General features: G+C 63.8%; 13 protein-coding genes and 1 pseudogene. 13 read left to right on the plus strand and 1 reads right to left on the minus strand.

Annotated features, from left to right (window positions below):
* The 13 genes from AKL28_RS21920 to AKL28_RS21980 form a co-directional block, all read left to right on the plus strand.
* The coding region (locus tag AKL28_RS21920; protein WP_050470454.1) for a tyrosine-type recombinase/integrase at window positions 1–1,755 on the plus strand (1,755 nt) is incomplete at its 5' end.
* A gap of 570 nt (window positions 1,756–2,325) precedes the next feature.
* Window positions 2,326–3,081 carry a hypothetical protein gene (locus AKL28_RS21925; protein WP_050470444.1) on the plus strand — a complete coding sequence of 252 codons (756 nt, stop codon included), beginning with the start codon at window positions 2,326–2,328 and terminating at the stop codon, window positions 3,079–3,081.
* A 118-nt stretch (window positions 3,082–3,199) separates the two neighbouring features.
* On the plus strand, window positions 3,200–3,412 hold the full coding sequence (locus tag AKL28_RS21930) for an AlpA family transcriptional regulator (RefSeq protein ID WP_014603611.1): 213 nt from the start codon (window positions 3,200–3,202) through the stop codon (window positions 3,410–3,412).
* Between the two features lie 42 nt (window positions 3,413–3,454).
* Window positions 3,455–4,330, plus strand: a complete 876-nt coding sequence (locus tag AKL28_RS21935) for a ParA family protein (RefSeq protein ID WP_050470445.1) — start codon at window positions 3,455–3,457, stop codon at window positions 4,328–4,330.
* The gene (locus AKL28_RS21940; protein ID WP_012205954.1) at window positions 4,314–4,562 is read left to right on the plus strand and encodes a hypothetical protein; all 249 of its coding nucleotides are present in this window, start codon (window positions 4,314–4,316) and stop codon (window positions 4,560–4,562) included. The genes AKL28_RS21935 and AKL28_RS21940 overlap by 17 nt, the downstream gene beginning before the upstream one ends.
* Window positions 4,555–6,183, plus strand: coding sequence for a ParB family protein (locus tag AKL28_RS21945; RefSeq protein WP_050470446.1), 1,629 nt, complete (start codon window positions 4,555–4,557; stop codon window positions 6,181–6,183). Before AKL28_RS21940 ends, AKL28_RS21945 begins: the two co-directional genes overlap by 8 nt.
* Window positions 6,184–6,198: 15 nt before the next feature.
* A complete protein-coding gene (locus AKL28_RS21950) occupies window positions 6,199–6,759 on the plus strand; it encodes a DUF2857 domain-containing protein (protein ID WP_050470447.1) in 561 nt (186 codons plus the stop codon).
* Between the two features lie 3 nt (window positions 6,760–6,762).
* Window positions 6,763–8,007: an STY4528 family pathogenicity island replication protein gene (locus tag AKL28_RS21955; protein WP_050470448.1), complete on the plus strand. Its 1,245-nt coding sequence runs from the start codon at window positions 6,763–6,765 to the stop codon at window positions 8,005–8,007.
* Window positions 8,008–8,192: 185 nt separating this feature from the next.
* Window positions 8,193–8,987: a PFL_4669 family integrating conjugative element protein gene (locus AKL28_RS21960; protein WP_050470449.1), complete on the plus strand. Its 795-nt coding sequence runs from the start codon at window positions 8,193–8,195 to the stop codon at window positions 8,985–8,987.
* Window positions 8,984–9,511 carry a DUF3158 family protein gene (locus AKL28_RS21965; RefSeq protein WP_050470450.1) on the plus strand — a complete coding sequence of 176 codons (528 nt, stop codon included), beginning with the start codon at window positions 8,984–8,986 and terminating at the stop codon, window positions 9,509–9,511. The genes AKL28_RS21960 and AKL28_RS21965 overlap by 4 nt, the downstream gene beginning before the upstream one ends.
* A gap of 73 nt (window positions 9,512–9,584) precedes the next feature.
* Window positions 9,585–10,025 carry a single-stranded DNA-binding protein gene (locus AKL28_RS21970; RefSeq protein ID WP_050470451.1) on the plus strand — a complete coding sequence of 147 codons (441 nt, stop codon included), beginning with the start codon at window positions 9,585–9,587 and terminating at the stop codon, window positions 10,023–10,025.
* Between the two features lie 275 nt (window positions 10,026–10,300).
* Window positions 10,301–12,313 carry a DNA topoisomerase III gene (locus AKL28_RS21975; protein WP_050470452.1) on the plus strand — a complete coding sequence of 671 codons (2,013 nt, stop codon included), beginning with the start codon at window positions 10,301–10,303 and terminating at the stop codon, window positions 12,311–12,313.
* 529 nt (window positions 12,314–12,842) lie between these two features.
* Complete coding sequence (locus AKL28_RS21980) at window positions 12,843–13,220, plus strand: DNA cytosine methyltransferase (RefSeq protein ID WP_050470453.1); 378 nt, start codon at window positions 12,843–12,845, stop codon at window positions 13,218–13,220.
* Between the two features lie 6 nt (window positions 13,221–13,226).
* On the opposite strand, the pseudogene AKL28_RS21985 reads toward AKL28_RS21980, so the two are convergent.
* Window positions 13,227–13,458: pseudogene (locus tag AKL28_RS21985) on the minus strand (MerR family DNA-binding protein); the annotation flags it as partial.

Consider the following 13,458-nt stretch of genomic DNA (forward strand, 5'->3'; position numbering starts at 1 on the left):
TCACTGAAAGACGCTCGTAATCTGCGCGACGAGGCCCGGGCCATGCTGGCCAAGGGCATCAACCCGCATTCGGAGCGCAAGCGCAAGCGCCACGCCATCGTCCTGGCTGGCGAGCACACCTTCCAGGCCATCTACGACAAATGGCTGGCCCACCGCAGCCTCTCTCTGGAAAATGAGGGCCGCCAGAGCACGCCCAAACAGATCGGGCGCGTCTTCGCCAAGGATGTGTTTTCCGTATTGCGCCACCTGACCGTCTACGACGTCACCCGCGCCCACCTGCTGGACATCATCGGCAGAGTGGAAAAGCGTGGCTCGCTGTCGGTCGCCGAGAAGCTGCGCACCTGGTTCAGCCAGCTATTCACCTACGCCTCGGTGGTGGTGCCCAACATGGGCGACAACCCGGCCAAGGATCTGGACGTGGTGGCGATGCCGCTGCCGCCGGTCGAGAACAACCCCTTTTTGCGCATGCCCGAGCTGCCGGCAATGCTGCAGACGTTGCGCAAGTACAGCGGTCGCCTGAATACGCAACTGGGTCTACGTCTGCTGCTGCTCACGGGCGTGCGCACCGGTGAATTGCGCTACGCCACCCCCGATCAGTTCGATCTGGAGCGCGGTCTGTGGATCATCCCGGTTGTCAGGCTCAAGCAACGCAAGCAGCTCACCAAGAAGAAGCGCCAGCGTTTCGCCGACATCCCGCCGTACATCGTGCCACTGTCGTTGCAGGCACAAGAAGTCGTTCGTCATCTGCTGGGACATCTGAAGCCAGCGCAGGTCTATCTCATCCCCGGTGATTGGTGCCTGAAAAAACCTCTCAGCGAGAACACGCTCAATGGCGCGCTCAAGCGCATGGGATATGAAGACCAGCTCACTGGGCACGGCGTTCGCGCCACCATCTCGACCGCGCTCAATGAATTGGGCTATCCGCCCAAGTGGGTAGACGCCCAACTTTCGCATGCCGATCCGGATCGGATCAGCGCGACCTACAACCACGCCGAGTACGTCGAGCAGCGCCGCGTCATGATGCAAGACTGGGCCGATCGCCTGGACTTGTTCGAGCAGAATCAGGTCGAAGTTGCCAGCACGCACCTGACCATCACGCTGCAGGGCCTGCCAACGATTGCCGGACAGGCGGCAGCGCAGCCGCCCGCCCTGAATCCAAACGCCCCTCAGTTGATCGTTGCGCCTGCACCGGATGCGCCAGCGGTTCCAGCTTCCGTCTATCGACTTTCGGCGGTGCATCTGCCCGAGTACGCGCGACCCACGCTGTCAGAGGTGCAGCGCGAGCGCTTGCAATTGCTGGAGATGTTCGAGGCATCCCACAACCTGTCGGTGGCCGATTACGCCAAGCTGGTTGGCAAGTCCCGCCGCTGGATCACTTACGAGATTCAGGCCGGCAATCTCCTGTCGATTCATCTGGGTCACCGTGGGCAGCGCGTCCCGGACTGGCAACTCGACCCCATCAAACGCAAGCTGATTCAGGCTGTCCTGAAGCTGGTGCCGCGCGGCATCGACACTTGGCACATCTATCACGCACTGCTGCGGCCATACGATGCCCTGGGCAAGTGTCCAGTCATCGAGGCAGTCGATCCGACCAACCTGCATCTTGCAGCTCGGCTGGTCGCCGCACATGCCATAGAAACCGATGAGCTTGCAGAGCAATCGGAGGCGTTTCCGGTGCTGGCCAGGCAGACTGTAGAGCGCCTGGTAAAAACGGCAATGTTGGTTGATACGCCCGAAGATCTAGTCGCCCGTTGAGCTGAGGCCGGGCGGCAGCACCGTCCGGTCAAGGTCAAAGCAGGGAACCAATAGGTTGATCGCTTCGCCTGTCCAACCCACCGTCTTCTGCGCGGCCAACTCGCAATTTCCAAGTGTCGGCAGGCAGCGCCTAGCGTCGAATCTGCGCTTGGCAGTCACCATGGGCGACTTCTCTGTGATGCTATCTCGCTATATCAGTATCCAGATCGGATATGACGCCAGCGGATTTCCGTTGCAAATTCCAAGCCCCGAGCAATAGATTCCGACCGCTCGCCGCTTTTTGAAACCGCTGGCGTATCAGACCATACCGATACGGTTTTGCGGGAGCCGCAACTTCTCACGATCCTGATAGCGCAAGCGTCACTGTCGAGCTGCGACGGACGCTCGATTTTCTTGTGCTCGATGGATTTTTGCACATCGAGCACACAACGCCTACTCGTTGCGCGAACTGATCAGAAGTAATCAAAAGCGGGCGTCATCACTCGCGTCTTGCGCGGACAACAGGCCGACCATGAGGACGGCTGCAATAGCAGTCGGCCCTGTAGTTCTTCTCCTGGAAGGAGACGGAGCATGCACGAGAACAAAAATGATGCACCAACATCAAAGGTGTTCTACCGCCCGCTCGAAGCGTCCATCCGCTGGGCCGGACTGCTGCGATACGAGCAGGTGATCCTGGCTTCGGTCTCGTCGCCTATGAATCTGCCGCAGTCGCTGGACTGCCCACGTTTGGGCGAACTGCGGCTGTACACCGACCGCATCTATGATGGCATCCTCAACGGGGAACTGCCCTTCGGGCAGCACGGCATCACGACGCGCGACACCGCGTTGATCGAATCGCCTGATCTGACGGTACGCCATGTCGATCTGAAGTGCTGGATGCGCCAGCACTACCCCGAGCAGCGGCCCGGCTTTCTCTTCTCCCGCGGCGAGCGCATCACCCATCCCTTCATCTCTCTGGAAACAGGGCAAGCCATGCTGGTCGAACGCCAGGCTTTGAAATCCGTCCTGGAACAGACCAAACGTCAGCTTCGCGAGTTGCAGGACAAGCATGACGCGCTGCTCAAGCAGCCCACGGTGATTCCGGCATGCGCGCAGTGTCCGATCAGTGATCGGGCCGAGGCCACCTACCTGAACATCGTTGGCGGCCTGTTGGAGCTGATGCTCGGCCAGTCGCCATCGGGCACGCCGTACTCCAGCTTCAAGACGCAGGAGGCCGTGGTCAGCGCGCTGGTCGCCCATCACAGCGGTGCCATGGGCATCGCGGAGCGGACATTGAACGGCAAGTTCGCCACCGCCAGGCGCCGGCTGCGTAGCGCCTCCCTCTGAGATTTGCCAGCTTGTATGTGCAGTCGCGGAGATTGCATTTGCAATGTCTTTTCGCAGCCGTGTCTATTGAATAGAGGTCACGCCAACAAACGCCACTGAGCGTTCAGGAGTGACCGCCATGTCGCAAACACCTGTACTGCAGCCAAACGAGCGCCGCATCCTGCGCCTGGAAGAAGTCGAAGCGAAATCCGGTTTCAAGCGCGCCCACATCTACAACCTGATGAAGAAACGCCAGTTCCCGCAGGCGCTGCGCCTGGGTGTGCGCGCCGTGGGCTGGGACTCCATCGAAATCGATCAGTGGATCGACGAGCGCGTCAACAACCGGGCCTGACCCGTTCTCCCGCGGACTTTTCATCTTGACACGGAGAACGCCATGCAGGTCGTATCCATCATTTCAACCAAAGGTGGGGTCGGCAAGACCACCACGGCTGCGAACCTGGGCGGTCTCGCTGCGGACGCCGGGCTGCGCGTGCTGTTGCTCGATCTTGATGTGCAGCCCACCTTGTCCTCCTACTACGAGCTGGCTCACCGCGCGCCGGGCGGCATCTATGAATTGCTGGCCTTCAACGAGCGCGACCTCGACCAGCTTGTGTCCCGCACGATCATCACGGGCCTGGACTTGGTGCTCTCCAACGACCACCGAGGCGAACTGAACACCTTGCTGCTGCACGCGCCGGACGGGCGCCTGCGGCTGCGGCACCTGCTTCCGGCGCTCAATCCCCTCTACGACCTGGTGCTGATCGACACCCAGGGCGCGCGCTCGGTGCTGCTGGAGATGGCGGTGCTGGCCTCCGACCTCGCGCTGTCGCCCGTGACCCCGGAAATCCTCGCCGCCCGCGAGCTGCGGCGCGGCACCATGCAGTTGCTGGAGGACATTGCACCGTACCGGCAGCTGGGCATTGAGCCGCCGCCGCTGCACCTGCTCATCAACCGCGTCCATCCGGTGTCCGCCAACGCCCGGCTGATCCAGCAGGCGCTGCGCGATCTGTTTCAGGACCACGCCGACATTCGGGTTCTGGCTACCGATGTGCCGGCCATTGAGGCTTATCCGCGTGCCGCGACGCGCGGCCTGCCGGTGCATCGGGTCGAGTGCCGCCAGCCAGTGGGCAGAGTCGCTCCCGCCGCGCTCGCCACCATGCGCGATCTTGCTGGCGAATTGCTCCCGCAGTGGCAGGATCGATTTGCCGCAGTGTCCGGTCGTCCGCCACAGCCTCTTGATACCAGGAGGCCCCATGGCGAACGCACATGAACTGGCCCGAGGCCACAGCCGGCTGCGCGCCCTGATCGAGTTCGCCGTCGGCGAAGGCTGGCACGTCAAGCGCACGGCGGGCGGTCACCTCAAGTTCACCAAGGCAGGCTGCGCCGCGATCTACACCAGTTCGACGGCCAGCGATCACCGGGCAGCCCTCAATGCCCGTGCGCAGATCCGTCGTGCCGAGCGCGAGACCCGATCCCAAGCGCAGGGAGGCGGCCATGACTGAGATCACCTCCCAGCAGATGGCCGGCAAACTGCTTGCGTCCGGGTTCGAGCGCAGCGGCCCGTCAGCAACGACCTTGAGCGACCCGATCGCCGACACGCCCATGGTCGTGACGCTCGACCAGTTGCGCCCCTACGACCACGACCCGCGCAAGAAGCGCAATCCGGTGTACGAGGAAATCAAGGCATCCATCCGCGAGCGTGGCCTGGACGCGGCTCCGGCCATCACCCGGCGGCCCGGCGACGATCACTACATCATCCGCAATGGCGGCAACACGCGACTGGCAATCCTGCGCGAACTCTGGTCGGAGACCAAGGACGAACGTTTTTTTCGGGTCTCATGCCTGTTCCGCCCATGGCCCGAGCGTGGCGAGATCATCGCGCTCACCGGGCATCTTGCGGAAAACGAACTGCGCGGTGGCCTCACCTTCATCGAGCGCGCTTTGGGCGTCGAGAAAGCGCGCGAATTCTACGAACTGGAAAGCGGCTCCACCCTGAGCCAGTCCGAGCTGGCCCGCCGCCTGGCCGCCGACGGATACCCCGTGCAGCAGTCGCACATCAGCCGGATGGCCGACGCCGTACGTTACCTGCTGCCCGCAATCCCGACCGTGCTCTACGCCGGCCTGGGGCGTCACCAGGTCGAGCGGTTGTCGGTCATGCGCAAGGCCTGCGAGCGCACCTGGGAGCATTACGCCAAAGGCCGCTCACTGGTTCAGGACTTTGACGAGTTCTTTCAGGAAGTGCTGTCGCAATTCGATGTCCAGGCCGACGAGTTCTCTGCCCAGCGCATACAGGACGAGCTGATCGGCCAGATGACCGAATTGCTGGACGTTGATTACGACGTGCTCGCTCTGGACATGACCGAATCCGAGAGCCGCCAGCGTGCCTTGGTCAGCGATCCGACGTCGCCCTCGACGCCGCCTGCCTTGCCAGAGCCAGAGGCCATCGCGCGCCCACCTGCCAATACCACGCCACCCACCGCGATGCCGACGGCAACTCCCTCGACGGGCGAGAGCGACGCGGAAGCCCGTCATTCGGGCGCGGTCAGCCCAGCGACAGATGGCGACCTGCTTCGGGAGCACATCGTCTCACCGGCGCCGACAACGGAGCGGCTTGAGTCCATCCAGCGCATGGTCGCCGACCAGTTGGGCGATGCACTGCCGCACGACTTCTCGGCGAATGTCTTGCAGTCCATCCCGGTGCAGGCTGGCGGGCTCTATCCGATTTCGGATGTCTGGTACATCGCCCCCGGCCTAGACACACCCGAGCACCTGCGCATTCACGTCGCGCAGTTTGCCCGCGAGATTGCGGTCGAGGCAGAGCTGGGCGAGTGCATCGATGACCGCCCAGACGGCATCGGCTTCGCCTGCCGTGCTCGCACCACAAACCCAGCGCCGCTGGGCCGTGCCGTCCATACGCTGTTGGCTTGCCTGGCCGGTCAGCAGCCCGCCGATGTCGGTCTGGACAACGGGCAACTCGTCATCGACCTGCCGGCGCTGCTGCACGGCCAGGGCGACGTAACCCGACGATTGAGCGACACCGCGCTGGTCAAGCTGTTCCGCCTGCTGCGACTGGCCCGCCGCCTGCTCGATCTCGAAGCCGGCGCTGCGGACTCTGGAACCTAAGCGAGGGAGGCCAGCATGTCCACAGCACACCCACTCAACCAGGCTGTCATCGCCCAGGCCCTCTATGACCTGCGCAATGGGCAACTGCGCCGCTGCAAACTGATGGGGTTTGGCGAGGCAGAGCTGGACGCCCTCAAGCATCCCGCGCTGATCAGCGTGCTGGCCAACGCCAACGTCTCCTGGTGCTCAGTGACGGTCAACCGCGAAGTGCTGCGGCGGCTGCTCCAGCAGGCGCAGGACGTGGAGAAGGAAATCGCCACAGTCGATCGCATGCTCAGACTGGGCGCGAGCACGGAGATGGTCAGCAAGTTCTATGGCTTGACGCATCAGGAAGTGGCACTTCGCCGTGAAATCCTCGGTCTGCCCAAACGTAAGGGTCGGCACCCCGTGCTGGACGAGGAGCAGGACACGGAGCTGTGGCGGCAATGGAAGGCCATGACCAACAGCAGAACCGTCGATCTCGAAGACGAAACTTCCATCCTCGATGCCGCCATGGACTTGGCCGAAGGCATGTCGCTGCCTCTATCGGTGGTCTGGGCCTCGATCAAGAGCTGGGTCGATCAAGGATTGGCTTGAGTCATGGCCGTGGACGACACCGCACCACGAGTCCGACGCCAAGGCCCCATCGCACTCGCAGAGCTGTTCGATGCTGCGCTGAAAGACCTTGCCCCCAAGCCCGCCCCCAGCGCACCTGCGTCTACACCTGCACAGTCGCCCACGCCCACCTCTGGCGATGCTTTCCTGTTCAGTGGCAACCGGCACGAGACGGTGCCACGCAAGTTGTTCCTCGACCGCCGCTTGACGCCGCTGGAACGAAACGCCTGGCAAGTGTTCCGGCTGATGCTCAACGACGATGGCGTGACCGCATTTCCCACCTACGAGCAGTTGCGACCCTGGCTGGCGTCCATGCCCTGCGCAGGCCAGGCCTCGCATGAAACCGTGGCACGGGCGCTGACACTGATGCGCCTGACCCGCTGGCTGAGCCTGGTTCGGCGACGGCGTGACCCCAAGACTGGCCGCATCCTCGGCAATCTGTACGTGTTGCACGACGAACCCCTGACACCGTTCGAGGCCATGCAGCTCGACCCGGACTACCTGCAACTCGTCAGCCAGGCGCTCGGCCATTCTGCCAAGGCCGTGCAGATCGTGGGCCTGCACACGCTCAAGGAAATCGGCGAAGACCCATTGCTGGCCGGACGCACCCTCCCGTCACGGTTGCAGGTGATGGCCGAACGTCTCGCCAACCAGCATCTTACGGCCAGCGATAGTTATCCACAGGAAGACGCCATTCACCATTCCGAAGAAGGGGCTCCGAGCCTTCTTCGGAATCGTGAACGACCCACTACGGATTCCGAAGCAGGGCTGAAACCCGCGCCAGACGCCTCTCTTCGGAATCCGAAGCAGGCCCGTACAGTACGTAGTAGTTGTATTAATGAAATACGTACTACTGCGCAGGCGCGCGCGCTGGGCGATCTGCAATGGCCCAAGCGCTTTGCGCAACTGAAGGCAGAACAGCAGGCGGGTGCCAAGGTGGCATTGCAGCAGGTTGATGCCTCGCTGAGGCAGGACGTGCTGGACGAATGGGCCGCGCGTTGTAGCAACCACGGCATCCGCAATCCCGCTGGGTATCTGTTCGGCATCATCCAGCGGGCCATCCACGGCGAGTTCAATGCCTGGATCAAGAAAGACCCGCCATCGGCACCCACTCCACCAAACGAACGGCCACCACCCGCACCACCACCCCAAGCGCAGGGTAAGCCAGTGCCACCAGAAGTCGCCAGGCAGCACATCGAGCGGCTGCGAGATCTGCTCGCCAGCAAGTGAGCCGACCGACAAGGCCGTGAAGTAGACGCCCATGGATGCCAGTAGAGCTATCCCCTGGGGATAGCTCGCGCCGCATGCGGCCATCACGCCCTGAACCGGGGTCTGGCAGGTTTCGGATTGTTGACTGACGGCCTTCCGCTTCCTGCCGAAGCTGACCGCTCCTTTTCCCACAACGAGCGGACACCATGGCAACCAACGAACCTCTGCAACTGAATCTCGGTTCCCTGCGCAGCGCGATGTCGCTGACGCTTCACACACACCACGCCTCGCGCATCTGGCATGGCCGTGCCGCCGCCGAGGGGCGACCGGGCATCGTCGGCCTGAACGGCTACATCGCCCAAATGAACAAGATGCGGCGCGGTTCGGAGCAGGACGACCCGTACTCGGATTGGTGGATGCTGCGCATTGAGGTCAAGCTCGACCAGACCAAGACCACCCTGCAATCGCTGCGCGAGCAGGTGGATCAGGCGCTGGCGAGCGTGCCGCCGGCACTCAGCCTGGGCGAGAACCTCAACGTGCAGCCCGTCAAGTTGCCGCTGTTCGTCAACGCGCAGCTCGGCTTTGCCGCCGTCTATCTGCTGGCCGACTATGACGACATCGCCCGCAAACTGATCCTCGCCCACCACACGGCGCTCATCGATCGCAGCACCTTGGAGCGCTGGCTCAACGAAGGCGCCCATGCACTGCGCAGCCTGTTCTCGTTGGCCCAGCAATACCGCTATTCGGGCTGTACGCGCGATGACTTCGTATCAAAGAACGCCGCAGCACGGGCGGCGTTGGAGAAATTCGGCGAACTGCCGCAGGACGTGCTGGAAGGCACGCGCCGCTCGAAGTTCGCGCCGCCCATCGTGCGCCGTGGCCTGCAACAGCGTGCCGAGAGTCCTGCTGCAGCGCCTGCCCTTAACGACGAGGCCGCCACCGACGAGTCGGCCACTGACGCAGCACCCGAAGTCAGCGCCGGCGAGGACGAGCAGGCATGAGCGATCCGAACCGCGAACCCCGCTACTTCCAGGGCTTGCAACAGGCTGCCTTCATGAAGCTGGAACACGCTGCCTCTCTAAAAGGCCTTTTAAAGCCTTTTAAGGGTAAGGGGGACTTTGAGGCCTGGGCCAGCCAGTGTTTCGCCATGCGCGACGAGTTGATTGACATGGCGCAGCGGCAGGTGCTGCAACAGGCAGTCGGGCATCCCTTCCACCTGCTGCCCGTGGAGTTGGCCCAGCAGAGCACTGGCGCAGGCACGGCGTTTTTGCGCTGGCGCAAACACGACCGCTCAGCCATGGGCGTGGCGCTGTGGCAGGAATTGATGGCGAGCACCGGCACGCCGGTCAACCTGCTGGCCGAGCTGCACGCGATCGAGCTTCAGCGCATCACGCTGAACATGCAGATCAGCCTGTTGCACACCCTGGGCAGGCAGGCCCAGGAGTGCGCCAGCAAGGCCGCCAAGGCGGAAGACGCCTACCTGCGGCGGCTCAAGTCCATCCCACCTGGAATGCGTGATCGGTGATGGCATCGGACACCCCAGTACGCGCCCGACGCCGACGCGGCACGGGTATTTCAATCACCATGGAGATTGCAACATGAGCACGCATTTTTGGGGCGAAGGCAACATTGGCTCCCCGCCCGAGTACCGGGAGTTCCCCAACGGCAACGACGAGCCGCGGCGCTTGCTGCGGCTGAACGTGTATTTCGACAACCCCATTCCCACCAAAGGCGGCGACTTCGAGGATCGCGGCGGCTTCTGGGCACCGGTGGAAATCTGGCACCGTGACGTCGCGCACTGGAAGGACCTGTACCAGAAAGGCATGCGCGTCCTGGTCGTCGGCCGCATGGAGCGCGAGCCCTGGACGGACAACGAAGATCAGCCGCGCGAGACCTGGCAGATCAACGCGCGCAGCGTCGGCATCCTGCCGTTCCGCATCGAGTCCGTGACCCTCAGCCCGAAGCCGCAGGATGCGGAGGCAAAGCCCCAGGCCACCCAGGAACCGGCTGCGCCGAAGGAGGTCAAGCGCAGGAAGTGAACCGGCATGGCGGCGTTTGCGGTGCTTTGCTGCTCTCCATGCACCCGCGAGCTATCCCCAGGGGATAGCTCCATCAACGTCCACCGGCTTCCACGCGCTCCCGAAAATCGCGGCTCCCGGCCAGCACACTCCGGCTGCACGCCATCTCCGCCCCAGCCATTCCATCCCGTGAAAGTGGTCGCCACCGCTTGCGACTTGTTTGCTGCCGCTCCTGGCGGTGCCCGGCACCCTCGATTCCAGCAACTCAATGAACCACGGAAATCGGATGTACGGACATGCGCCTGTTCTTGTGCGAGAAGCCCTCCCAGGGCAAGGATATTGGCCGGATTCTCGGCGCGACACAGCGCGGTGAAGGCTGCCTCAACGGTTCCGGCGTCACCATTACCTGGTGCATCGGCCATCTCGTAGAAGCGGCAGCACCCGAGGTCTATGACGCGGCGCTCAAGCGCTGGTCACTGGAGCAGTTGCCCATCATTCCCCAGCAGTGGCGGGTCGAGGTCAAACCCAAGACCGCCACGCAATTCAAGGTCGTCAAAGCGCTTCTGGCGAAGGCGACCCATCTCGTCATCGCCACCGATGCCGACCGCGAGGGCGAGCTGATCGCCCGCGAGATCATCGACCTGTGCGGCTACCGTGGCCCCATCGAGCGCTTGTGGCTGTCGGCGCTCAACGAGGCGTCGATCCGCACCGCGCTCGGTAAGCTGCGACCGTCGTCCGATACGCTGCCGATGTATTACTCGGCGCTGGCGCGTTCGCGGGCAGACTGGCTCGTCGGCATGAACCTCAGCCGTCTGTTCACCCTGCTCGGGCGGCAGGCGGGCTACGACGGCGTGCTGTCGGTCGGACGCGTCCAGACCCCGACCCTGAAGCTGGTCGTGGATCGCGACCGCGAAATCGCGGCTTTCAAGTCGGTGCCGTTCTGGGCCATCGACGTGTCTTTGTCCGCAGAGGGTCAGGCTTTCTCCGCGCAGTGGGTTGCGCCCGATGGCTGCACCGACGACGCCGGTCGTTGTCTGCAACAGCCGGTCGCCCAGCAGGCGGCGCAGCAGATCCGCTCTGCGGGCAGCGCCCAGGCGGTGTCGGTCGAGACCGAGCGCGTGCGCGAAGGCCCACCACTGCTGTTCGATCTGAGCACCTTGCAGGAGGTCTGTTCCAGGCAGCTCGGGCTGGACGTGCAGGAGACATTGCAGATCGCCCAGGCCCTGTACGAGACGCACAAGGCCACGACCTACCCGCGCTCGGACTCCGGCTACCTGCCCGAAAGCATGTTCGCCGAGGTGCCCACCGTCCTGGACAGCCTGCTCAAGACCGACCCGTCGCTGCGCCCGATCATGGGTCAACTCGACCGCTCCCAGCGTTCGCGCGCCTGGAACGACGGCAAGGTCACGGCGCACCACGGCATCATTCCGACGCTCGAACCCGCGAACCACTCTGCTCTGAGCGAGAAAGAACTGGCGGTGTACCGGCTGATCCGGGCGCATTACCTGGCGCAGTTCCTCCCGCACCACGAGTTCGACCGTACCGTGGCTGAGTTTTCCTGCGGCCAGCAGATGCTGGTGGCCACCGGTAAACAGGTGGTCGTCAAGGGTTGGCGTCTGGTGCTGGCCGAACCGCAAGCGGATGAGGATGGCGACGACGCCGCACGCAGCCAGGTGCTGCCCCCGCTGCGTGAGGGCCTGGCGTGCCAGGTGGCCGAGGTCGAGATCAAGGCGCTCAAGACGATGCCACCCAAGCCCTATACCCAGGGCGAACTGGTCAAGTCGATGAAGGGCATCGCGCGCTTCGTGACCGACCCGCGTCTGAAACAGAAGCTCAAAGACACGACGGGCATCGGCACCGAGGCGACGCGGGCCAACATCATCAGCGTGCTGATCGCCCGTGGCTACATCGTGAAGAAAGGACGCTCCATTCGCGCATCGGATGCGGCGTTCACGCTGATCGACGCCGTGCCTACGGCGATTGCAGACCCTGGCACGACGGCAGTGTGGGAGCAGGCGCTCGACATGATCGAGGTGGGACAGCTCACCCTGGACGTATTCCTCAGCAAGCAGGCCGCCTGGATTTCGCAGTTGATCGCGCAGTACGGCAGCATGTCCCTGTCCATCAAGCTTCCCCATGGGCCAATATGCCCGCAGTGCGGCGCACCGACGCGCCAGCGCACCGGTAAGAGCGGTCCATTCTGGTCGTGCAGTCGCTACCCCGACTGCAAAGGCACGCTGCCGGTCGAATCCGGTCCGCCCAAGCGTGGCGCTTCGCGCTCGCGTAGCAGCGGCCGCAAAGGCGCCTGACCGACTCCGTTTCCCGTGGGCCGCACCCTGTTTCAAAGGCGTGGCCCGTGTCCCGCACGCCCCTGCGGGTCGCCCAGCGCGCAACGCCTTCTTGTCCGTGTGCGCGTCCCGTCCAGCCGTCCCCGGCTGCGGGACCTGAAGGTAGCTTTTCCACGAACCGTCTCCCGCGTGTTCCGCTGGTCTGTGTTTCTCCCGCCCACTGCGAAGGGTCCCCCGATGGCTTGTCAGGCAGCGCGAGCCACCCGGAGACCCTTTGTGGTCAGCGGTATTCGGTGCCGGTGCCCACCGGCGCAAAAACGGGCTCCCTTTGTGCGCGGATGTGCGCCAGACGATGCCGGCCCCAGCCACGACATGGGCCGGGTGTGATTGCTGATGAGCAGACGGTTCTAGCGACGACCGGGCCTGCAACAGCCCACGGGTGGTTATTTCCTCCCGAGCCGAAGGCCCTGGGGCCTTCGGCGCCTTTCTCCTGCCCATCAACGTCCCTGCCCGGCCATTGGCCTTGGGTCACACGAACAGGAGAACCGACATGCGCCCTCAACCTCGCAACGCACCGCTGCTGTACGGCAGCGTGTGCAGCGGCATCGAGGCCGTGAGCCTCGCCTGGCAACCGCTCGGCCTGCAAGCCGTGTGGTTCGCCGAGATCGACGCATTCCCGTGCGCCGTGCTCGCACACCGCGACCCCCGCGTGCCCAACCTGGGCGACATGGCCGCGATAGCCCGCCAGGTTCGCACCGGCACCGTGCCGGCGCCCGACATCCTGGTCGGCGGCACGCCATGGGAGTCGTTCAGAATGGCCGGCGCGCGCCGGGGACCGGATGACCCGCGCGGCGCCTTGACCCTTGCTTATGTGGAGCTTTGCAATGCCATCGACCAAACCGGGGTCGTCTCAGAATTCGGGGAATAAAGCACGCTAAGGCGTATTCAACCCGTGACCACTCCGCACCGACACCGCGAGGTTCGTTCCGTCTTGCAGCGACGCAATCAGCGGGCAAGACACGTTCCCCTTCCGCGCATGGCAGGCGTACACCAGTTCAGACAACACGGCCTCCATTCGCGCCAAGTCGGCCATCTTCTCGCGCACGTCCTTGAGCTTGTGCTCGGCCAGACTGCTGGCTTCCTCGCAATGGGTGCCATCCTCCAGT

Origin of the sequence: Herbaspirillum chlorophenolicum (assembly GCF_001189955.1) — a bacterium.
Classification (GTDB): domain Bacteria; phylum Pseudomonadota; class Gammaproteobacteria; order Burkholderiales; family Burkholderiaceae_D; genus Herbaspirillum; species Herbaspirillum chlorophenolicum.